The organism is Ancylobacter moscoviensis (assembly GCF_007559435.1).
Classification (GTDB): domain Bacteria; phylum Pseudomonadota; class Alphaproteobacteria; order Rhizobiales; family Xanthobacteraceae; genus Ancylobacter; species Ancylobacter moscoviensis.
Map to the genome: position 1 here is coordinate 143,923 of NZ_VMBP01000006.1, position 20,600 is coordinate 164,522.

At 68.2% G+C, this 20,600-nt stretch carries 19 protein-coding genes; 5 read left to right on the top strand and 14 right to left on the bottom strand.

All coding sequences use genetic code 11. The features are described 5' to 3' along the window. Window positions 1-113 precede the first annotated feature (113 nt). Window positions 114-899 (bottom strand): YoaK family protein, encoded by a 786-nt coding sequence (locus FO470_RS17170; protein WP_144344211.1) that lies wholly within the window; start codon window positions 897-899, stop codon window positions 114-116. A 131-nt stretch (window positions 900-1,030) separates the two neighbouring features. Then, a complete protein-coding gene (locus FO470_RS17175; protein ID WP_144344212.1) occupies window positions 1,031-2,002 on the bottom strand; it encodes a GlxA family transcriptional regulator in 972 nt (323 codons plus the stop codon). Between the two features lie 162 nt (window positions 2,003-2,164). Here FO470_RS17175 and FO470_RS17180 point away from each other — a divergent pair, with 162 nt between their 5' ends. Beyond that, window positions 2,165-2,830 (top strand): hypothetical protein, encoded by a 666-nt coding sequence (locus FO470_RS17180; RefSeq protein WP_144344213.1) that lies wholly within the window; start codon window positions 2,165-2,167, stop codon window positions 2,828-2,830. Window positions 2,831-2,843: 13 nt separating this feature from the next. On the opposite strand, the gene FO470_RS17185 is transcribed toward FO470_RS17180, so the two are convergent. The 8 genes from FO470_RS17185 to FO470_RS17220 form a co-directional block, all read right to left on the bottom strand. After that, a complete protein-coding gene (locus FO470_RS17185; RefSeq protein WP_144344214.1) occupies window positions 2,844-4,025 on the bottom strand; it encodes an FAD-binding oxidoreductase in 1,182 nt (393 codons plus the stop codon). Between the two features lie 2 nt (window positions 4,026-4,027). After that, on the bottom strand, window positions 4,028-5,287 hold the full coding sequence (locus FO470_RS17190; protein WP_144344215.1) for an aromatic ring-hydroxylating oxygenase subunit alpha: 1,260 nt from the start codon (window positions 5,285-5,287) through the stop codon (window positions 4,028-4,030). Between the two features lie 129 nt (window positions 5,288-5,416). Continuing rightward, a complete protein-coding gene (locus FO470_RS17195) occupies window positions 5,417-6,493 on the bottom strand; it encodes a GlxA family transcriptional regulator (RefSeq protein ID WP_144344216.1) in 1,077 nt (358 codons plus the stop codon). 94 nt (window positions 6,494-6,587) lie between these two features. Further along, on the bottom strand, window positions 6,588-7,952 hold the full coding sequence (locus FO470_RS17200) for an L-serine ammonia-lyase (protein WP_144344217.1): 1,365 nt from the start codon (window positions 7,950-7,952) through the stop codon (window positions 6,588-6,590). Between the two features lie 138 nt (window positions 7,953-8,090). Further along, the gene (locus FO470_RS17205) at window positions 8,091-8,690 is read right to left on the bottom strand and encodes a sarcosine oxidase subunit gamma (RefSeq protein WP_144344218.1); all 600 of its coding nucleotides are present in this window, start codon (window positions 8,688-8,690) and stop codon (window positions 8,091-8,093) included. Continuing rightward, window positions 8,683-11,718 (bottom strand): sarcosine oxidase subunit alpha, encoded by a 3,036-nt coding sequence (locus FO470_RS17210; RefSeq protein WP_144344219.1) that lies wholly within the window; start codon window positions 11,716-11,718, stop codon window positions 8,683-8,685. Before FO470_RS17210 ends, FO470_RS17205 begins: the two co-directional genes overlap by 8 nt. Before the next feature lies 1 nt (window position 11,719). Then, a complete protein-coding gene (locus FO470_RS17215; protein WP_144344220.1) occupies window positions 11,720-12,037 on the bottom strand; it encodes a sarcosine oxidase subunit delta in 318 nt (105 codons plus the stop codon). Between the two features lie 12 nt (window positions 12,038-12,049). Continuing rightward, window positions 12,050-13,408, bottom strand: a complete 1,359-nt coding sequence (locus FO470_RS17220) for a sarcosine oxidase subunit beta family protein (RefSeq protein WP_418655063.1) — start codon at window positions 13,406-13,408, stop codon at window positions 12,050-12,052. Between the two features lie 133 nt (window positions 13,409-13,541). Here FO470_RS17220 and FO470_RS17225 point away from each other — a divergent pair, with 133 nt between their 5' ends. After that, on the top strand, window positions 13,542-14,951 hold the full coding sequence (locus FO470_RS17225) for a tellurite resistance TerB family protein (RefSeq protein WP_246659623.1): 1,410 nt from the start codon (window positions 13,542-13,544) through the stop codon (window positions 14,949-14,951). A gap of 222 nt (window positions 14,952-15,173) precedes the next feature. Further along, on the top strand, window positions 15,174-15,824 hold the full coding sequence (locus tag FO470_RS17230; RefSeq protein WP_186292006.1) for an outer membrane protein: 651 nt from the start codon (window positions 15,174-15,176) through the stop codon (window positions 15,822-15,824). 16 nt (window positions 15,825-15,840) lie between these two features. Here FO470_RS17230 and FO470_RS17235 read toward each other — a convergent pair whose 3' ends face one another. From FO470_RS17235 to FO470_RS17250, 4 genes are all read right to left on the bottom strand, one after another. After that, complete coding sequence (locus FO470_RS17235) at window positions 15,841-16,266, bottom strand: hypothetical protein (protein WP_246659624.1); 426 nt, start codon at window positions 16,264-16,266, stop codon at window positions 15,841-15,843. Between the two features lie 208 nt (window positions 16,267-16,474). Beyond that, the gene (locus FO470_RS17240; protein WP_144344223.1) at window positions 16,475-17,458 is read right to left on the bottom strand and encodes a tyrosine-type recombinase/integrase; all 984 of its coding nucleotides are present in this window, start codon (window positions 17,456-17,458) and stop codon (window positions 16,475-16,477) included. Between the two features lie 248 nt (window positions 17,459-17,706). Next, window positions 17,707-17,907 (bottom strand): hypothetical protein, encoded by a 201-nt coding sequence (locus FO470_RS17245; RefSeq protein WP_144344224.1) that lies wholly within the window; start codon window positions 17,905-17,907, stop codon window positions 17,707-17,709. Continuing rightward, the gene (locus tag FO470_RS17250; RefSeq protein ID WP_144344225.1) at window positions 17,907-18,155 is read right to left on the bottom strand and encodes a hypothetical protein; all 249 of its coding nucleotides are present in this window, start codon (window positions 18,153-18,155) and stop codon (window positions 17,907-17,909) included. Before FO470_RS17250 ends, FO470_RS17245 begins: the two co-directional genes overlap by 1 nt. A 463-nt stretch (window positions 18,156-18,618) precedes the next feature. Here FO470_RS17250 and FO470_RS17255 point away from each other — a divergent pair, with 463 nt between their 5' ends. Together FO470_RS17255 and FO470_RS17260 are read left to right on the top strand one after the other, a co-directional pair. Then, a complete protein-coding gene (locus FO470_RS17255) occupies window positions 18,619-19,203 on the top strand; it encodes a hypothetical protein (RefSeq protein ID WP_144344226.1) in 585 nt (194 codons plus the stop codon). Further along, window positions 19,203-19,946: a hypothetical protein gene (locus tag FO470_RS17260; protein ID WP_144344227.1), complete on the top strand. Its 744-nt coding sequence runs from the start codon at window positions 19,203-19,205 to the stop codon at window positions 19,944-19,946. Before FO470_RS17255 ends, FO470_RS17260 begins: the two co-directional genes overlap by 1 nt. The last annotated feature ends 654 nt before the right edge of the window (window positions 19,947-20,600 follow it).

Here is a 20,600-nt window from a genome sequence, read left to right on the forward strand (position 1 = left end):
GTCGCACGATAGGTCGCGCGCGCCTATGCCGAACAGAAGATTTGCGCCATCGCGCCGGAAGGCTTGCGACCGTCCCCCGGGTGAAAGAAGTCAGGCCGGCGAAAGCGGGCGTTTCAGCGCGCGAGGATGCGCAGCGCCGAGGGGCCGGCGAGCGCGAAGACCAGCAGCGACAGCGGCACGGCGAAGACGAAGCCGGCATAATTGAAGCCGATGGCGCCGACGATGCCGCCGCCGAAGAAGCTGAACAGGAAATAGGCCAGCAGCTTCAGCTTCTCGCGGTCGGCCAGCACCAGCGGCACATCGGTGCCGCGGCGGCGGCGGTTGGAATAGAACAGCTTGCCGAGCTCGATGCCGATATCGGTGACGATGCCGGTCATGTGGGTGGTGCGGATCTTCGCGCCGGAGAGCTTGGTCACGGTGGCGTTCTGCAGGCCCATGATGAAGCACAGCACCGCGACCTCCATGCCGAGGGCGATGCTGGAGCGGTGGGTGTAGAAGCCGAGCAGGCCGAAGGCCAGCAGCAGACACGCCTCCAGCGCCAGGGGCAGGGAATATTCGCGGCCCGCATAATGCCGCCGGCCCCAGTTGACGAGGATGGCGGAAGTGGCAGCGCCGAGGACGAAGGCGACGAGCGCGCCGCCGCCGGCCAGCACGAGGTCCATGGCGCCGAGGACGGCGTTGTCCGCCGCCGCCGAGATGATGCCCGACATGTGCGAGGTGTACTGGCCGACCGCCAGCAGGCCGCCGGCATTGGTGGCGCCGGCGACAAAGGTCATGGGCAGGCCGAGCCACGCGTCCGCGAGCGGCGTGCGCTCGGGCGCCAGCATGTCGGCAGTCAGGTGCGTGTAGCGTTCCGCCAGATGGCGGCGGTAGCTGGTCGGCTTGAGAGGCGCATTCATGTCAGTGGCGCGGCGAAGGCCGTGTCCATCGGGCGGTATGATATGCAGAAAACGCAATCGGACGGTGTGTATTTAATACCAGATGTTGCGTCGCGCCATAATAAACAACGCTTACGTGGCATGCGAACACTTCACGCTTTCGCGGCATCGCGGGAGGACGCCGCCCGTTCGCGGCTCGGCGGGCGGCCGAAATGGCGGGCATAGGCGGTGGAGAAATGCGCCGCCGACTGGAAGCCGCAGGCAAGGCCGACGTCGGTGACCGGCAGCGGCGACAGGCGCAGCAGTTCGCGCGCCCGCTCCAGCCGCAGCGCCAGATGGTAGGCGGCGGGCGTGACCCCGAGATGGCGCCGGAACAGCCGCTCCAGATGCCGGGGCGAGACGTCGAGGCGGCGGGCGATGGCGGCGATGCCGGGCGGCTGCTCGATGGCGGTCTGCATCATCTTTACCGCGCGGGCGAGCGTCGGATCGGGCAACGCCGGGCGCGGGCGGGCTTCGACCTTGGCGTGCGGCGGGCGGGCGCGGTCGACGATGAACTGTTCCGACACCTTGTCGGCCAGCGCGCGCCCGCCGCGCGCCTCGACCAGCGCCAGCATCATCTCCAGCGGCGCCACGCCGCCGGTGCAGGTGAGGCGGTCGCGGTCGATGACGAAGGCTTCCTCGACGAAGGAGATGTCGGGGAATTCCTCGCGGATGGCGGAGAGGTTCTCCCAGTGCACGGCGCAGCGGTAGAAGTCGAGCAGGCCGGCGTCGGCGAGCACGAAGCTGCCGGTGCACAGCGCGCCGAGCGCGACGCCGCGCCGGGAGAGCCGGCGCAGCGCGTCCTCGATGGGCGGGGTGGCGGCGTGGCGCACGTCGATGCCGCCGCAGACCAGCAGCAGGTCGAGCGGCCCCGCCTCGTTCAGGGCGAGGGTGGGCGAGAGGGTGAGGCCGTTGGAGGCGGTGGCGGGGGCGCCGTCCAGCGTGAGGATGCGCCAAGAATAGATCTCGGCCTCCGCCACATAGTTCGCCATGCGCAGCGCCTCCAGCGCGTTGGCGCAGGCGATCATCGAGTGGTTCGGCAAGGTCAGGAAGCCGATGCGCGTGAGCGAGGCGAGATCGAGCACGATGGAGCCGAAGACTGTTGCGTTGCCGAATGTTGCGACGGTCCATCTTCGGACAACATCGCGCAGAAATACCTAGCCTTTGTCACGGGCCAGCGCGAATGGTGCCGCAAATTTGTCGCCGGAACAGGGGGAAATGACCTCGAAACAGAGAGGTATCCTTCCATGCGGTCCCGTACGACCTTGCTTTCCGGCTTTCGCGGCTCACTGCCCGGCCGCGTCATGCTGCCGGTCGGCTTCGCCCTCATCCTCGCCGCCGGCACCTATATGGTGGCCGAGAGCGAGGGTTACCAGCGCGGCAAGACCGACCAGGCCAACGCGCAGGAGAGCGTCAAGAACCTCGCCCGCCTCGTCGCCCAGCCAATCGAGCTCGACGCCGAGCCGACCGAGAAGGGCGACCAGCTCGATATTCCGAAGATGATCCGCGCCATCGAGCCCAGCGCCGTCTATCGCCCGACCGAGAAGGCAGCGGCGAAGCCGGCCAGGCCCGCCGGCACGGTCGCCACGGCGATGCCGGTGTCGCTGCCGGTCGGCGTGGAGCGCTTCGACCGCTGCGAGGGCAACTGCGACACGCGCGATCCGATGATCACGCACAGCTCCTATCCGGTGCTGGTGTCGACCTCGGCTCCCGCTCCGGCGGCGAGCGCTCCGGCGTCCGGCACCCCGGCACCTACGGCTCCGCAGGCGCGGGCGGAGGAGGACGAGAGCTTCCTCAGCCTGACCTTCCTGCCGTCGGCGGGCGAGATCGTCGACCGCACGGTGCAAGGCGCCAGCGCCACCTACGACACGATGAAGCAGGCGGTGAGCGGCGCGATTGACTTCCTGCGCTGACGCCGCCTGTGCTTCAGCGGTCGACGACCAGGTTGCTCGTCGGCTTCGAGCAGCACAGCAGCGCCATGCCAGCGTCGATCTCGCGCTGGCGGATGCCGCCGCCGTGCTTCATGTCGACCGTACCCTCGATGAGCTTCGACTTGCAGGTGCCGCACAGACCCTTCGAGCAGGAGGAGGGCAGGCGCACGCCGGCGCGGCGGGCGGCGTCGAGCACGAAGGTGTCGGAGCGGCACTCGATGGTGCGCTTCTGCTTGGCGAATTCGATGGTGTAGGTCGCGACCTCCGGAGCGGCGACCGCCTCCTGAACCGCCTGCACGCCTTCCGCCAGCTCGACCTCGGCCGCGACCTCGGGCTCCGCCCGGGCCAGCTCGGCGAAATCGAAGCTCTCCTCGTGATGCCGGCTCATGTCGAAGCCGGCGCCCTTCAGCATCTCGCGCACCGCCGCCATGAAGGGGGCGGGGCCGCAGACGAAGACCTCGCGCTGCTTGAAGTCCGGCGCGATGTGGTTGAGCACGCCGAGATTGAGCCGGCCGCGCAGCCCGTGCCACGGGTCGCGCGGGCCGTCCGCCTCGCAGACCGGCGCGAAGCGGAAGCTGGCGGGCTGGTTGCGCGCCATGAGTTCCAGCTCGCCGCGGAAGATGATGTCGGCCGGCGAGCGTGCGGCGTGGACGAACACGATGTCGCGCGGTTCGCCGAGGTCGTGGAAGGTGCGGGCCATCGACATCAGCGGGGTGATGCCGCTGCCGCCGGAAAGGAACAGATATTTCGGCGCCGAAGCGGGATTCGGGCTGGGCGTGCCCTGCATGAAGCAGGAGAAATCGCCCATCGGCCCGATGGCGTGCAGCACCGAGCCGACCTTCACCTGATCGTGGAGGAAATTCGACACCGGGCCGCCGGGCACGCGCTTCACCGTGATGGAGAGGGTGTGGGGGCGTGCCGGCGTGGAGGCGATGGTGTAGCAGCGGTTGATGCTCTCGCCGCCAATGTCGAGATCCAGCGTCAGGAACTGGCCCGGCTGGTAGCGGAAGACGCAGGGCTGCTTCGGCGCGAGGACGAAGGTCTTCACGTCGGCCGTCTCGTCGCGGATCTCGCGGACGATGAGGGCGTCGTCGGCCTCCGGGTTCCATTCCGGCAGGGCGCCGGACAGGCGCAGGGCGGCGGGATCGGGCGATGCCATCGGGCTCAACGCGTCCATCGTCAGCGGCCGAGATGCTCGGCCATGCGGCCGACGTACCAGTTGCAGAACTTGTCCACGAGCATCTCGGTGTGCGGCGAGTAGGGGCCGGGCTCGTAGGCGGGCGAGCGGGCGCCTTCCTGGCAATAGCCGACGAGGGTCGAATCCTGATCGTTGGTGGCGTCCCACACGGCGACGAGGTTCTCGACGTCGTAGTCGACGCCTTCGACCGCGTCCTTGTGCACCAGCCACTTGGTACGCAGCAGCGAGCGCTCGGCGTCGAGCGGCAGCACCGAGAAGACGACCGCGTGGTCGGACATGAAGTGGTGCCAGGAGTTCGGCTGCGTCCAGAAATGCAGCGCGCCGTGCTTGGGATCGTTGATCCGGCCGAGCAGCTTGCGGCACGCCGCCCTGGTGTCCGAGGTGTGGCTCTCGCCGTCGCCGGCCAGCGGCAGGCGCTCGGTACGGAAGCCGGTCACCATGTCGTCGAGATGCTCGATCATCTCCGAGGGGAAGCCGCAGCTTTCCCATTCGCGGTGGCTGGCCTTGAGCAGCTTGTCGTAGCTCTCGGCTTCGGCGCGCTCATGCTCGTCTAACTCCTCGGGGGCGAAGCCGAAGCCATAGGCGAAGAGCGGCACGGTGAGCTCGGGATGGTTGCCCGCGCAGTGATAGCACTCGCGGTTGTTCTCCATGGTGAGCTTCCAGTTGCCCGGCTCGATGATGTCCTTCTCGAAGGCGACCTTGGCGTTCTTCAGGTCGTGCGGGGCGAGATAGGGCGCCATCTTCGCCGCCATGACGTCGAAGTCGGCCGGCGGATCGTCGGACAGGCAGACGAAGATCAGCCCTTCCAGCGAGCGCACATGCACGGGCTTGAGGCCGTGGCAGGCGGCGTTGAAGCCCTCGCCCATGTGCTCGGCGAAGAGCAGCTTGCCGTCGAGGCCGTAGGTCCAGGAGTGATAGCGGCAGACGAGGTTGCCGACCGTGGTCTTGTAGTCGAGCACGAGCCGCGCACCGCGGTGGCGGCAGACATTGTGGAAGGCGCGGACCTCGTTGTCGTCGTCGCGCACGACGATGATGGCGTTCTTGCCGATGTCGAGGCTCATCGCGTCGCCCGGCTCGGGAATGTCGGGATCGACGCCGACGAAAATCCAGTGCCGGCCGAAGATGACCTCCATGTCGGCGTCGAAGATCTCGGGGCTGGTGTAGAACGGGGCTTCGAGGCTGTAGCCCGGCTTGCGACGGCGAAGCAGCGCCTTGAGCGGCGTATCGGTGGTGTCCAGCATCGGTCTGTTCTCCCTCGCGGGTCCCGGCCCGCTTGTCGTCTGGAATTGTTCGACGGAAGCGTTCCGTCGACTTTCACCGAAGCGACAGGAAGTTTGCGGGAAGCGACATTCGCCGCTTCCCCGGACCGCCTATTCGAACAGGCGGTGGCCGGCGACGCTCTGGGCGGCCGGGCCGGGGGCACGGGCGCGCGCGTCGGACGGGGTGAAGCCGTGCTGGGCCTTGAACTGGCGGGAGAAATGCGCGCAGTCCGAGAAGCCGGCCTCCAGCGCGATGTCGGTCACGGAACGGCCGGTCGTGTCGAGCAGGAAGCGGGCGTAGCGCAGCCGCAGCCGCCGATAGAATTCCGCCGGGCGCTGGCCCATGATGGTCTGGAACAGCCGCTCCAGCTGGCGGGTGGAAAGCTGCAGCCGCCGGGCGATGTCGGCGATGGGCAGCGGATCGGCGAGATGCTGCTCCATCATGAGCAGGGCGCGGCGCACGCGGTCGTCCGCCACCAGATCGGCGATGGGCGGGTGCGGCTGGGATTCGGTGCCCGGGCGCTGGCGGTCGAGCAGCAAGACGTGGCGGCTCTTCTGGGCGATGGAGCGGCCGAGGAACTTCTCCACCAGCGCGGTGGCGAGGTCCGCCGCGCCGCCGCCGCCCGCACAGGTGATGCGGTCGCCGTCGATGACATAGAGCCGGTCAGCCACAGGCGTGTGGTGCGGGAATTCCTCGAGGAAGTCCTGGTAGTGGTACCAGGAGACGCAGCAGCGCCGGCCGGTCATCAGCCCGGCGCGGGCGAGCACGAAGCTGCCGGTGCACACGCCGACCAGCGACACGCCGACCTTCGCCGCGCGCTTGAGATAGGCGACGCTTTCCTCGTCGAGCTGCTGGCCGCCATGCAGCAGGCCGCCCACGACGACGATGTAGTGGAAGTTCGAGGGGTCGGCGAGCGGGCCGGAGGGCGAGACGGTGACGCCGCAGCTCGCTCGGATCGGTTCGGGCCGGGAGGACATGACCTGCCAGCGGGCGAGGATCGGCCGCGAGCGGTCGCCGTCATCGGCGGCGAGGCGCAGCTGATCGACGATCAGCGAGAAAGCCGAGAGGGTGAAATTGTCGGCGAGGATGAAGCCGACATTCAGCACCGGCGCGGCGGCGGCCGCGTTGCCGGAGGCTGGCGAGCCGAGGGGCGAGGGTCCGGCGGGTATAGGACGCTGCTGGTTCATGGCGTGCTCCGACGGGCAGCATAGCAAATTTGCCGCTTCCGGTAGCAAGGATGATGCCGTTCCCGTGGGTCATGTCCTCGTATCGGCCTTCGGTTCAGCATTCGGGCAGGTTCACCGCGAGGCCGCCGAGCGAGGTTTCCTTGTATTTCGAGGCCATGTCGCGCCCGGTCTCGCGCATGGTGGCGATCACCTTGTCGAGCGAGACGATGTGCGTGCCGTCGCCATAGAGCGCCAGCGAGGCGGCGTTGACGGCGCTGATCGCGCCGAAGGCGTTGCGCTCGATACAGGGCACCTGCACGAGCCCGCCAATGGGGTCGCAGGTCATGCCGAGATGATGCTCCATGCCGATCTCGGCAGCGTTCTCGACCTGCGCGTTGGTGCCACCCAGCGCCGCCGCGAGCCCGCCCGCCGCCATGGAGCAGGCGACGCCCACCTCGCCCTGGCAGCCGACCTCGGCGCCGGAGATCGAGGCGTTCATCTTGAACAGTGCGCCGATTGCGGTGGCGGTGAGCAGGAAAAGCCGCATGCCGGCGGCGGTGGCGCCGGGGCAGTGGTCGCGATAGTAGCGCAGCGTCGCGGGAACGACGCCGGCTGCGCCGTTGGTGGGAGCGGTGACGACCCGCCCGCCGGCCGCGTTCTCCTCGTTCACCGCAATGGCGTAGAGGCTCACCCAGTCCATGATCTCGTGCGGGGTGCGGGCGTTGCGCGCCAAAAGGCTCTCGCGGATCGCCTTCGCGCGGCGGCGCACCTTCAGCCCACCGGGCAGCTCGCCGGAGGTGGCGATGCCGCGGTCGACGCAGGCCATCATGGCGTCGATGACGCGGTCGAGATGGGCGTCGACCTCGGCGGCGGGCCGGCGGGCCCGCTCGTTGGCGGCGACCAGTTCGGCGATGGTGAGGCCCGCCGCCTCGGCCAGCGTGAGCAGCTCGCGCGCGTTGCGGAAGGGGTAGGGCACGGCGCTGTCATCGGCCCGCGCCGGCTGGCCGACCTCCGCCTCCGGCACGACGAAGCCGCCGCCGATGGAACACCAGCGGGCCTCGGCGAGCGGTTCGCCATCGGCAGCGAAGGCGCGGAAGGCGAGGGTGTTGGGGTGCGCGGGGGTGGGGGAGACGCCGTCGAAGACGATGTCGCGCTCCGGCTCGAAGCGCACGCCGTGACGCCCGCCGAGCGACAGGCGGCGGTCCTGCGCTGCCTCGGCGACGAGGGTGTCGGCGCGGTCGGGGTCGATGGTCTGCGGACGCTGCCCGGCGAGGCCGAGGACGACCGCCTTGTCGGTGCCGTGGCCCTTGCCGGTCCAGGCGAGCGAGCCGTAGAGCACGGTCTCGACGCGGGCGACGCGGGGCAGCAGCTCCTGCGTGGCCAGCTCGTCGACGAAGGTGGCGGCGGCCACCATCGGCCCGACGGTGTGCGACGAGGAGGGGCCGATGCCGATCTTGAAAAGCTCGAACGCGCTGATCATGGGCGCATCACATTCCCTCGGTCGCGCAGGCGGGTGAGGCGTGCGGCCGGACGATTCCTCTGGCAGGACCTTTGCGGCCCCTTCTTCTTGTCGCATGTCTGGCACGTCCCCCGGTCTGGCACCGGGGGACGGCAAATCTCAGGCCAGCTCGCGCCGGCCCTCTTCCAGCAGTTCCCAGACATAGGGCGCGAAGGAGCGCCAGACGTCGATGTGGAAGGTCTCCGGCGCGACGCGCGAGAGCACGATCTCGGCCTTATGGAAGACGGTGCGCGTGCACATGCCGACCGGGAAGCTCTCAAGGGACAGGTCGAGCGGGTTGCCCTGATTGAGCACGAAGGCGGCCCGGGGACCGGAGATCTCGATCCCCACGCTGCGCGAGGACACGTCCACCAGCGAATGCGGCAGGCCGGCGGCGGCGCTGTCGATCGCCGCGAAGAGCGGCGCGGGATCGGCGCCGGGAGCGAGCAGGATCCACTCGTCCGGGCCGAGCCAGAGCGCCGCGCGCCCGTTCGCCTCAGCGCGCCGGCAGGCCTCGCGCGGAAGGGCGACGCCGAAAGCCTCCCCGACCGGGCCGATGGCCGCCTCGCGGCCCCGGAAGGCGAGGCGCGCGGCTGGGCCGAGCGGGACAAGTCGCGCAGCTGCGACGTCATGCGACGCGGCGGCGAGCGCGTGCAGCGGATTGACCGAAACGGCGGCAGCCGTGGTGGCGGGGGCGGTGATCGAAGCGATCTCATCCATTGAGACGCTCTCCCTTCGGATCGTAGAAGACGGGTTCCACCACCTCGACCTCGATGGCGTGGGTCTCCATCGGCACGGTCAGCTTCTGGCCGATGCGTGCCCGACCGCCCTTGATCATGGCGAGGGCAATGGAGCGGCCGAGCACGGCGCTGTTGTAGGACGAGGTCACGAAGCCGAGCATCGGCACCGGGATCGGCGCGGAAGGATCGGTGACGATCTGCGCGCCTTCCTCCAGTACGACCCTGGGATCGGTGGTTCGCAGGCCGACGAGCTGCTTGCGGTCGGGCGCGGAGAAGGCGGCGCGGGCGAGCGAACGCTTGCCGACGAAATCCTTCTTCGCCTTGCCGACCGCCCAGCCGAGGCCGACATCGTCCGGTGTCGCGGTGCCGTCGGTTTCCTGGCCGACGATGATGTAGCCCTTCTCGGCGCGCAGCACGTGCATGGCTTCGGTGCCGTAGGGCGTGATGCCGAACCTCTCGCCGGCGGCATAGACGGCTTCCCAGACCGAGCGGCCATATTCGGCCGGCACGTTGATCTCGAAGCCCAGCTCGCCGGTGAAGGAGACGCTGAACAGGCGCGTGGGGACCCCGCAGATGCGGCCCTCGCGCACGCTCATATGGGGGAACGCCTCCTTCGAGAGGTCGATGCCCTCGATAAGCGGGGCGATGACCTCGCGGGCCTTCGGACCCTGCACGGCGATGACCGCCCATTGCTCGGTGGTCGAGGTCAGCCACACGTCGAGGTCCGGCCACTCGGTCTGGAGGAAGTCCTCCATATGGGCCAGCACGCGCGGGGCGCCGCCGGTGGTGGTGGTGACGTGGAAGCGATCGGGCGCGAGGCGGCCGACGACGCCGTCATCCATGACGAAGCCGTCCTCGCGCAGCATCACGCCGTAGCGCAGCCGGCCGGGCTCCAGCTTCGCCCACGCATTGGTGTAGATGCGGTTCATGAACTCGGCGGCGTCCGGCCCGACCACCTCGATCTTGCCGAGGGTGGAGGCGTCGAAGAGGCCGACCGAGGCCCTGACCGCCTTGCACTCGCGCGCCACGGCCGCATGCATGTCCTCGCCGGCCCTGGGGAAGTAGTGGGCGCGCTTCCAGAGGGAGACGTCCTCGAAGGCGGCGCCGTGCTCGGCGGCCCAGTCGTGGATCGCGGTCTTGCGCAGCGGATCGAACAGGTCGCCGCGCGCCTCGCCGGCGAAGATGCCGAAGGTGGTCGGCGTGAAGGGCGGGCGGAAGGTGGTGAGCCCGATCTGCGGCACCGGCGTGTCGAGCGCCTCGGAGACGATGCCGAGGGCGTTCATGTTCGACGTCTTGCCCTGGTCGGTCGCCATGCCCGTGGTGGTGTAGCGCTTCACATGCTCGATGGAGCGAAAGCCTTCGCGGGTGGCGAGCTTGATGTCCTTGGCGGTGACGTCGTTCTGCCAGTCGACGAAGGCCTTCACGAAGGCCGGGTTGCGGCTGTGCGGGGTGGCGCCGATGAAGCCGTCCGTGCCGAGGTCCTCGGCGCTGGCGGGGATGCTGCGCGAGGATTCGGCCGGAGCGGGCGTCTGGCCGCGCGCCGGGGAGGTGAAATCGCGCGCCGCCTTCGCCGCCGCCTCGCCCTGCGCATAGCCGTCTTCCAGCACGCGCTGCAGGCCCGAGAGGCCGCGCGAGGCGCCGGCCGAACGCTCGCGCTCGACCGAGGTGCCCGGCAGATAGGCGCCCGCCGCGCCATCCCAGACCAGCTTGCCGCGCGACTGCGAGAACAGGTGCACACTCGGCGTGAAGCCGCCGGACATCAGCACGACGTCGCAGGCGACGCTCTCGGAGGGGCCGACAGTGCCGTGCTTCACCTTGGCGAGGCTGGCGCCGCTGACGCGCAGGCGGCCCGACGTGCCAGTGACGACCGTGGAGGGGCGCACGTCGATGCCGGCCTTGAGCGCATGGGTGGGCAATTCACCCGTCAGCTCGGAGCGCAGATCGGCGATGGCGGCGATGGCGACGCCGCCGGCCTTGAGATCGAGCGCGGCGCGGTAGCCGGCATCGCAGGCGGTGAAGATGACGGCGCGCTCGCCGGGCCGGACGCCGTAGCGGTTGAGATAGGTGCGACCGGAATCGGCGAGCAGCACGCCCGGCCGGTCATTCTCCGGGAATACCAGCGGGCGCTCCAGCGCGCCGGTGGCGAGCACGACCTCCTTCGCCCGCACCTGCCACAGCCGCTCGCGCGGCAGGTCGGCGCCGGGGGCGGCGAGGTGATCGGTGACGCGTTCGGCGAGCGCGATGAGGTTGTGCGGGAAATAGCCGAAGGCGGTGGTGCGCGGCAGGAGCGTCACATTGTCCTTCGCAGCGAGATTCGCCAGCGTGTCCGCGAGCCAGTCCGCAGTGGGCTTGCCTTCGATGATGGCGGTGGTCTCGGAGAGCAGCGAGCCGCCGAACTCGGCCTGCTCGTCGACGAGGATGACCTTCGCGCCGCTCGAAGCCGCCGCCAGCGCCGCCGCGAGGCCGGCCGGGCCGGCGCCGACGACGAGCACGTCGCAATGGGCATAGTTCTGGGTGTAGCGGTCCGGGTCCGGCAGGGTGGGGGCGACGCCGAGGCCCGCCATGGCGCGGATCTTCGGCTCGTAGAAGCGCTTCCACGCGCCCGCCGGCCACATGAAGGTCTTGTAGTAGAAGCCGGACGGCAGGAAGGGCGAGAACAGGTCGTTCACCGCGCCGGCGTCGAAGCCGAGCGAGGGCCAGCGGTTCTGGCTCTCGGCTTTCAGCCCTTCATAGATCTCGACCTGGGTGGCGCGCAGGTTCGGCGCCTGACGGGCGCCGTCGCGCACCACGTTCACCAGCGCGTTCGGCTCGTCCGAGCCGGCGGAGATGAAGCCGCGCGGGCGGTGATACTTGAAGGAGCGGCCGACGAGATGCACGCCGTTGGCGATGAGCGCCGAGGCCAGCGTGTCGCCGCGATAGCCGGTGAAGGTCTTGCCGTCGAAGCGGAAGGAGACCGGCGTGGCGCGGTCGATGCGCCCGCCGGAGGGGGTGCGGAAGCGGTTGGTCATCTCACTTGTCCCCGCCGATGCTGGCGCCATCGACATCCGGGCCGAGGTTTTCGGGTCTCTGCTCGCCGGCCTTGTAGGTGACGACGAAGAAGTCGCTTACCGTGTCGCGCACGGCGTTGAAGTAGCGGCCGCAGCCATGGATGTGGCGCCAGCGCTCGGCGTGCAGACCCTTGGGGTTGGTGCGGTTGTAGAGGAACTCCGCCCATTCCTCGTCCGAAAGGGCGGAGGGGTCGGCCGGGCGGGCGATGTGCGCCTCGCCGCCGTAGCGGAATTCGATTTCGGGCCGCTTGCCGCACCAGGGGCAGTCGATGATGAGCATGGATCGCCCTCCTCAGTGCGCGACGGCGGCGGCCGCCGCCTCGTCGATCAGGAACCCGTCGCGGAAGCGCTCCAGCGTGAAGGGCGCGTTGATCGGGTGCGGGGCGTCGCGGGCGATGGTGTGGGCGAAGACGTTGCCCGAGCCCGGCGTCGCCTTGAAGCCGCCGGTGCCCCAGCCGCAGTTCACGTAGAGGCCGGGGACGGGGGTTTTCGCGATGATCGGCGAGCGGTCGGGCGTCACGTCGACGATGCCGCCCCAGTTGCGCAGCATGCGCAGGCGCCGGAACTGGGGAACCAGCTCGCAGATGGCGTCGAGCGTGTGGGTGGTGATGTGCAGCGCGCCGCGCTGGGAATAGGAGGTGTAGGCGTCGGTGCCGGCGCCGATGACCATCTCGCCCTTGTCGGACTGCGAGATGTAGGCGTGGATGGTGTTGGACATCACCACGGTCGGGAAGGCCGGCTTCACCGGCTCCGACACCAGCGCCTGCAGCGGGTAGCTCTCCAGCGGCATGCGCAGGCCCGCCATGGCCATCACCACCGAGGTGTGGCCGGCGGCGGAGACGCCGATCTTCTTCGCGCGGATGAAGCCCTTCGTCGTCTCGACGCCCTCGACCGCGCCGGAGGGGCCGCGGCGGATGGCCTTCACCTCGCAGTTCTGGATGATGTCGACGCCGCGCGCGTCGGCGGCGCGGGCGAAGCCCCAGGCCACCGCGTCGTGGCGGGCCGTGCCGCCGCGCCGCTGCAGCGCGCCGCCGATGATCGGGTAGCGCATCGAGGTGATGTTGAGCGGCGGGCAGAATTCCTTCACCTGCTCGGCGGTCAGCCATTCATTGTCGACGCCGTTGAGGCGGTTGGAATGGACGTGGCGCTTGAAACTGATCTCGTCGTGATGATTGTGCGCCAGCATGAGCACACCGCGCGCCGAGTACATCACGTTGTAGTTGAGGTCGGCGGACAGGCCTTCCCAGAGCTTGACCGCGTGCTCGTAGAGCGCGGCGCTCTCGTCGAACAGGTAGTTCGAGCGCACGATGGTGGTGTTGCGGCCGGTGTTGCCGCCGCCCAGCCAGCCGCGTTCGATCACCGCGACATTGGTGATGCCGTGTTCCTTGGCGAGATAATAGGCCGCGGCGAGGCCGTGCCCGCCGGCGCCGACGATGATCACGTCGTACTCGGCCTTGGGCTCGGGACTGCGCCATTGCGGCTGCCAGCTCTTGTGGCCGCCGAGAGCCCGGCGAAACAGCTCGAAGCCGGAGAATTTCTGCACCTTCGCCTCCGACGGGGATGCGCCCCGCTTTCGTGATGTCGCATGCTTGCGCGGCGGCACCATGGAAGCGAGCACTGTTTCGGCGCTGGCGTTGTACGGATGCGACATGAAAAGCGACAGTGATGTGGAGCGCGTCGCGCGCTGACATCTGCGTGCGCTGACTTGCGCCGGACATGATCGGGCCGTTTACTCCCTGGGAACGGGGACAGCGAGCCTCGGCGACAAGGAGCGGAGTGCAGCGATGAGCAACGGACGCAATTTCGACGCAGGGCAGCTCGTCGACCAGCTGCTCGGCATGAGGTCGGGCGGCGGTGGCGCGGGCAACAATCCGCTCGGCGACCTTCTCGGCGGTATCCTGGGAGGTGGTGCGCGGCAGGGTGGGGCGCCGGCGGGCGGCGCTCCGGCCGGCGGCCAGCCGGGAGGGATTTCGCTGCAGGACCTGCTCGGCGGGATTCTCGGCGGCGGTGCCGGTGGCCGCGTGGCCCAGCCGAGCGATGCCTCGCTTCCCTCGGGCGGCGCGCCCTCGGGTGGTCAGCCCGGCGGGATTTCGCTGGAAGACCTTCTGGGTGGGATTCTCGGCGGCGGCGCGGCCGGTGGTCGCGTGTCGCAGCCGGGCAACACCGCGCCTCCCACCGGCGGCGCGCCTTCGGGCGGCGGCGGTGGGTTGCCCGGCGGCATCTCGCTGGAAGACCTTCTGGGCGGCCTTCTCGGGGGCGGGGCCGGACGCGCGCCGCAGCCGGGCGGCGGCTCCGCTTCCGGCGGTGCGCCTTCGGGTGGCGGCGGCGGGCTGCCCGGCGGCATCTCGCTGGAAGACCTTCTGGGCGGCATCCTCGGCGGTGGCGGCGCGGCCGGTGGTGGACGCGCGCCACGGGGCTCGGGCGACGATTCGCTCGGCGATTTCGCGGCGGACGCGCTGGCCGGGCGCCGTGGCCAGACCCCGGCGCAGCTCGGCGATTTCGGCGGCGGCGCGCCCACCGGGCTGACGAGCGAGATCGCCGGCAATCCCGATGTGGTGAACGCCATCAAGGACTATCTCTCCCGCAATGGCGGTGTGCTGGCGGGTGGTGCCGCGGCCGGCTCGCTGGCGACGCTTGTGCTCGGCAGCAAGGGCGGGCGCAAGCTGGCCACGAACGCGGTGGCGCTGGGCGGCATCGCGCTGGTCGGCACGCTCGCCTACAAGGCCTACCAGAACTATCAGCGCGGGCAGGCGCCGCAGGACGTGGCGACCCCGCCTGAGCCGGCGCAGCTTCCCCCGCCCCAGTCGCCATTCCACCCGGCCCAGGCCAGCCAGACCGAGCTGCCGGTCGTGATCCTGCGCACTATGATCGCGGCGGCGCTGGCGGACGGGCATGTCGACGATGTCGAGCGCGCGGCGATTGGCGCCAAGCTCAGCGAGGACGGCGCCCAGCTCGACGCGGCCGAGCGCTTCCTGAGCGAGGAGCTGGCCAATCCGGCGACGGTGGAGGAGATTGCGAGCGAGGTCACCGCCCCCGAGGCGGCGGCGGAGGTCTACATCGCCGCGCTGCTCGCCATCGACGCCGACAACACCGCCGAGCGGGCCTTCCTCGCCCGCCTGGCGACGGCGCTGAAGCTCGATCCGGCGCTGCTGCCGCATCTTGAAGCCGCCGCGCATGCGGCACGGCAGGTCTGACGCCGGCTGTGCCGAGGTTTACCTGCCCGAGACGCTCGGGCAGGCCATGCGGCGGCAGGCAAACGTGGTTAATCGTTAAGGTTAAGCTCGCCTTAAGCACTCGCGGCTAAGGTCACGGCGATCGAGGATTGCCGGGACTCTCTCCCGGCATGTCTGAAAGCCGGGTCCATGCGTCGCGTCGCGTCTTGTCGTAAGTCTTCCCGCTACGGGGCGTTCGCCCTGATGACGGGGCTCCTGGGCGCCAGCCTTCTCGCGGGTCATTCCGCGCGGGCGGACGAGGCGGGCCTCTCGATGGACGACGACGATCTGCTGGCGAAGGCGCCGAAGATCGAGGACACCAGCGGCTGGTATCTGCGCGGCGATGTCGGCTACGTCTTCAACGAGACGCCCGACGGCCTGCGCCCCGGCTTCGGGTTGCGGGATTCTTCCCTCGACGACGCCTGGCTGGTCGGCATCGGCGCCGGCGTTCGGCTGAACGACATGTTCCGCGTCGACGTGACGGCCGACTACCGCACCAGCGCCGACTATGCGGCGACCGGCGTGACCGCCGACTTCAGCGCCACCACCGTGCTCGCCAATGTCTATGCCGACCTCGGCACCTGGCACGGCATCACGCCCTATGTCGGCGCGGGAATCGGCGGCGGCTATGTTTCCGCCGGCGACATCCGGCTGTTCGGCCTTCCCGCCGGCGACAGCAGCGGCTGGGGCTTCGCCTGGGCCCTGACGGCGGGCGCCGCGGTGACCGTGGCGCCGAACTGGCAGGTCGATGTCGGCTACCGCTACATCAACCTCGAAGAAGCGGGCGGCGGCCGGTTCGATTTCGGCCAGAGCACCCACGAGGTGCGCATCGGCCTTCGCTACCTGATCGATTGAAGGCCGCCGCGCCGGGTCAGCCCTTCAGCAACTGCTCGGCTTCGTCGAGGGCGCGCATGCAGGTGGCGCTGTCGCCGGCCTGATCGGCGGTCTTCGCCCGCTTCAAAGCATCGCTGAGCTGCATGGCGGCCGAGGCGCCGCCCTGCGCCGCCGTGCCGGAGCCGCTGGTCTGCGCGCGGACGTCGGCGGGCGAGGTCGCGCGGTTGCCGACCGTGGCGTTCATGCCGGCGGTGCCGCCCGTGCCGGGCGTTTCGCCAGCCCTCGGCACGCTCTCGTTCGGCGCCGTGGTCGGCATGTCGGTCGAGCGGGTCGGGCCGGAGCCGGCATCGCTGGTCGACAGCGATTTCTCCAGCGTGGTGATGCGTTCGGTGCACGGACCGGCCCAGGCGGCGCCCGCGACGCCGGCAAGAGCCGTTCCCAGAACGATTGCGGTCATCTTCATGACGCTCTCCCGTTTTTGCAACGACATGGGAGAACGACTTTGCGATCCGATACGTTCCACTGAGGAATACTGTACCTCGCGCCAGGTATTATCTGGAGGTCCGGACAATTCCGAAGCCCCTTGCGTTCGGTTCGGGACGGGAGTACATCCCCGCTCGGGCTACCCCTCCCCACCGAGGGTAGTGGGTATTAAGCTGAAACAGTTGATATTAAACGGTTTTTCGGTGCACCTTTGGGCGTTGTGCCACTGGTGTGTCAATTATTCGATTTGTGACTGTCTCATCCTCCATCGCATGACCGTAGGTCGCGAAGACGTGTTGCACGTTTTTCCATCCGCCGCGTTTAGCGACGGTCACCGGGTCAATGCCGGCATGTAGCATCGCTGTCGCGAATCCGTGCCGGCAGGCGTGCGGCGACAGATGAGCGATCCCGGCGCGTTTGATCGCGGCATCCCATGACTTCCGGACGCTATCGCGCTCCACATACCGGAACACCGTGTCCCGATCACGCGGGCAATTCGCCATCGCCACGATGAGGGGTGGCGGGAGGTGCGCAAAGCGCTCTTCACCATAAAGCTTGCTTTGTCGAATTCGCGCTTTCTGCGTAGTGAAGTCAACGTCGTCCCAACGCACGGCGAGCGCTTCTGATATGCGAGCGCCGGTCAGGAACATGAAACATGCCAGCGCTCCAAGATGCGCCGGAGAATGCTTCATGAACGACTGAACCCATCCCCAACTCGCGGGGGTCTTCTCCACCCTCGCTACTTTAAAACGAGGCACCGTGATGCGTTGGCATTTCTTGAGGCTCGCCGCGTGGTTGATGATCGCCTGCGTCGGCACGATCACTTCTCGATTCCGGGTAGCGGACTTGGCCTTTGGATAGAGCGTAACTGCGGCCTGTCTTACAGCCCCCTCGTTGATATCCTTCACGAGGGTCGTCTTCCAATAGTCCATCATCCGCAGCGTCCGGTGGTCACCCTTCCCAGATATAGTGTAGAGCGCAGCGGCCTGTGCGAAGGTCAGGACTGACTCTGGGCCATCAAGATGACCCTTCCACGCCGTGGCCTCTCTCTCGGCGGCGATGCGTTGCGCAACTGCTTTGTCACTCGAGCCCGTAGAGCCTCGTAGTCGCCTTCCGGCAACCGTGCCTCGGTAGTGCCAGACATCGCCTCGCTTGTAGATCTTGAGGGGCATGGCCGTGACGCCTCCAGAATGGCGCTGACATCTGCTTCGGTGAGCAGCATAGTCTTGCCGATCAGGCGGCAGGCGCCAAGCCGGCGAGCGAGGGAGCGAAGGTGACGCTCAGAGCAGTGCAACTCGGCTGCCACCTCGGACGGTAATCTAAGTCCAGCCATGGGACCACTCCCATAACGCCGCCCCAGCCACGAGCACGGCAGCGAACACGATCTTGATGAACCAGCTACGCCCGGTGCGTTCGGGTGTCATGGGCGGCTCCCCAAGAATGAAACCCGGATATGGTCCGGGCCGCCCCACACCGCAGCCTTCACGCTGTCACCATAGATCACGCAGTTGCGCGGCCGCGGTCGACTGCCGTCATCGTAGCCAGACTTTCGATACTCGCGGACGAAGACGGTAGCGAATATCAGATCCTCAGGCTTCCCATTGAGGATGGTGAGCTTCATTACTCCTCCCCCTCGTTCAGAGCGGCTAGCGCGGCGCGGTCGGCGGGGGTGCGCTCCCGTAGAGGCCCGGTGAATTGGTCTGCAAACTCGGCCGCGCGCATGACGAACGGCATGCATCCGAGGCGGCGCGCCATGACATAGCCTTCGGCAACCGCCATGACGCGAACGATTTCGAGCCTCGTGCCGAGCGAATAATCTCCGCGCGTGTCCCGCCACTTCTGGCCGGCGCGTGCCGCCTCACCCGCCATTCTTCCCTCCCTCGTCATCGCCAGCCGGCGGGGCAGGAAGCGGCATCCAGTGGGTGGCCTCGCCGTGCCTCGACATCCTAGACGCTACCTCATTGCGCCAGCCCCAAGAGGCCTCGCCGGCTTCCATCCTCCACTGTCCCGGCAAGGACCAGTCTCGCCACGCGAGCAATACGTTCACTTCGTGCGGCGCCGTCTCGATAGGCCGCCAGTCGTCAGCGGGCCGCGCCTCCCGGCGCACCGCGTCGGTGGAGGGGGTGAGTGGGGCAGCTAGCGCCAAAACTGACTGTGCGTCGCTGAGACAGCCGCAGTATCCTTCTCCGTTCCGCTCGCAATCGCGGTCGCAGCCGCAACCGTTGGCGATGATCTCCTTGGCTCCCGCCACCACCTCAGCGCCAGCGGGAGAGGCGGCCTTATCCCACATGGCGCGCCAGATGGCGCCTATGTTCTGCGTCGAAGGCACAGCATGATCGCGACCAGCCGTCAGCATTTCCTCAGTCGGCTCTCGCCCGACCGTCTTCACGCTATCCATGGCGCGCTCCTTCCGTGTGCTGGCGCATGTTCTCCTGGCCTTCCGGGGAGATTAGAATCTGGCCACGCCACCAATCGCGGTGAACCGTCTCTGCTCAACAAAGCGCTTGAACTGAACAAGACGGCGTTTTCCGGCCCGACCGCATCCGTTCAGGCTATGGCCGGCAACAATTTGCCCGACTGGCTGGCGCCGGGAAGCCCGGAGGCAGCGCAGGCCACCACAGAGCTGGATAATGTCGTACAGACCCAAGCCCTTACGCAGTTGAAGGCTATCTTCGGAGCCGCTCCGACCGAAGGCGAGCGTCAGATCCTGCTCGACATTTCCGGTTCGTCCCGGCTCCCGCCGAAAGTGAGAGAGGGCATCTACAATCGGGCGCTTGATGCGGTGAACCGCCGGCTGAGCTTCTACAGCCAGCGCGCCAATGCGATGCGCGGCGGCGATTATTACAAGCCCGGCGGCTCCGGGACGCCGCCAGCGCCTGACGCCACGACTGTTCCCGATCCTCTGGGGCTGCGCTGATGCCGACTATAGCTGAAGTCCGCCAGAAGTTCCCGCAGTACAATGACCTGTCGGACACGGAGCTTGGTGACGCGCTCTACAGCAAGTTCTACTCGGATATGGACCGAGGGGACTTCAATCGGCGCATCGGGCTCGATAACCCCCCCAAGCAGGACCCGGCTGGCGTTCGCCCTGCGAATGACGCACCGAACCCCTATGGCTTCATGGATGAGAGTGTGAACGCCTTTGCCCGCGCGATGAAGGATAAGCTCTATACGAACGATATGCGCGACGCGACGGCCTCGGTTTGGAACAGGCGCACGCGCGAGGTTTTCAACGAGCTGTTCCGCACGCCGCAGGACCGAGCCAATTTCGAGCGGTTCATGTCGGCGGAGCGCGGCCAGATCGCCACGCGCAATGCCGTCAGCGGCAATTCGACGACCGCCGCGCAGTTGGCGGATATGGCCGAGGAACAGGGCGGCGGGCAAGGAGCGGCCGGGTATCTGCTCGACCAGTTCCGGGGCGGTGCCGTCTCCGGCGTCGCGAATATCGCGCGTGATGCTCTCGGCCGAGCCGGCGGGCTCAATGAACGGTCGGGTGCGGAAATCGCCCGCCTGCTATTGGGGCAGGCGCCGGACGCTCAGGCGGCCATTCTCCGGTCGATTGCCGAGAGGCAGGCATCGCAGCAGGCATCGGCGCAATCGCGCGCGGCTCTTGGGCGGCTGCTCTCGCGGGGGCTTATTGCTGGAACAGTCCCACAATAAGGGCGTCCAACCATCTCCAGAATGAGTTGAGGTGCGGCGCCGCCAGTACTGCGAATGTTGCCGACCCGACGATGAAGGCAAGCACACCCCAGCGCACCGACCACGATCTATCTGCGGGGCCGTGCTGAATATCAGCTACGCGCCGCGCCCATTGCTCATCCGTCATGCTTGCGGGTTTTCGCCAGATCATCCGCCAGAAATAACACGCCCGCGATCATCCCGCGAGGCCCTGTCAGAGCCGCCCCACAAGGGCGGCTTTTTTCATGGAGCCGTGCATGCCCGGTCAGTCCCAGTGGTCTTTCTGGCGAGCGCTTCAGAACGGCGAACCCGTGCCGGGAGCGCTGCTCTACATCTACGAAGCCGAGACCAGCACGCCCAAGAGCGCCTATGCGGAATACTCGCTGGCGACCAAGCTGACGAACCCGCTGGTAGCGGATGGGAATGCCGTGTTCCCGTCCTTCTGGCTCGATGACAGCGCGTCTGCCTTCTATCGCGTCCGCATCACCGATCCAGACGGCGTGTCGCTGGTCGATATGACCACCTGTCAGGTGTTCGGCGTGGCGGCCGGCAGCGAGACGCCCCCCGAGCCTATCGACGTGACCGCCATTCCCAAGACCGGGGATCTGAAGGCGCGCTATGACACCAACGAAATCG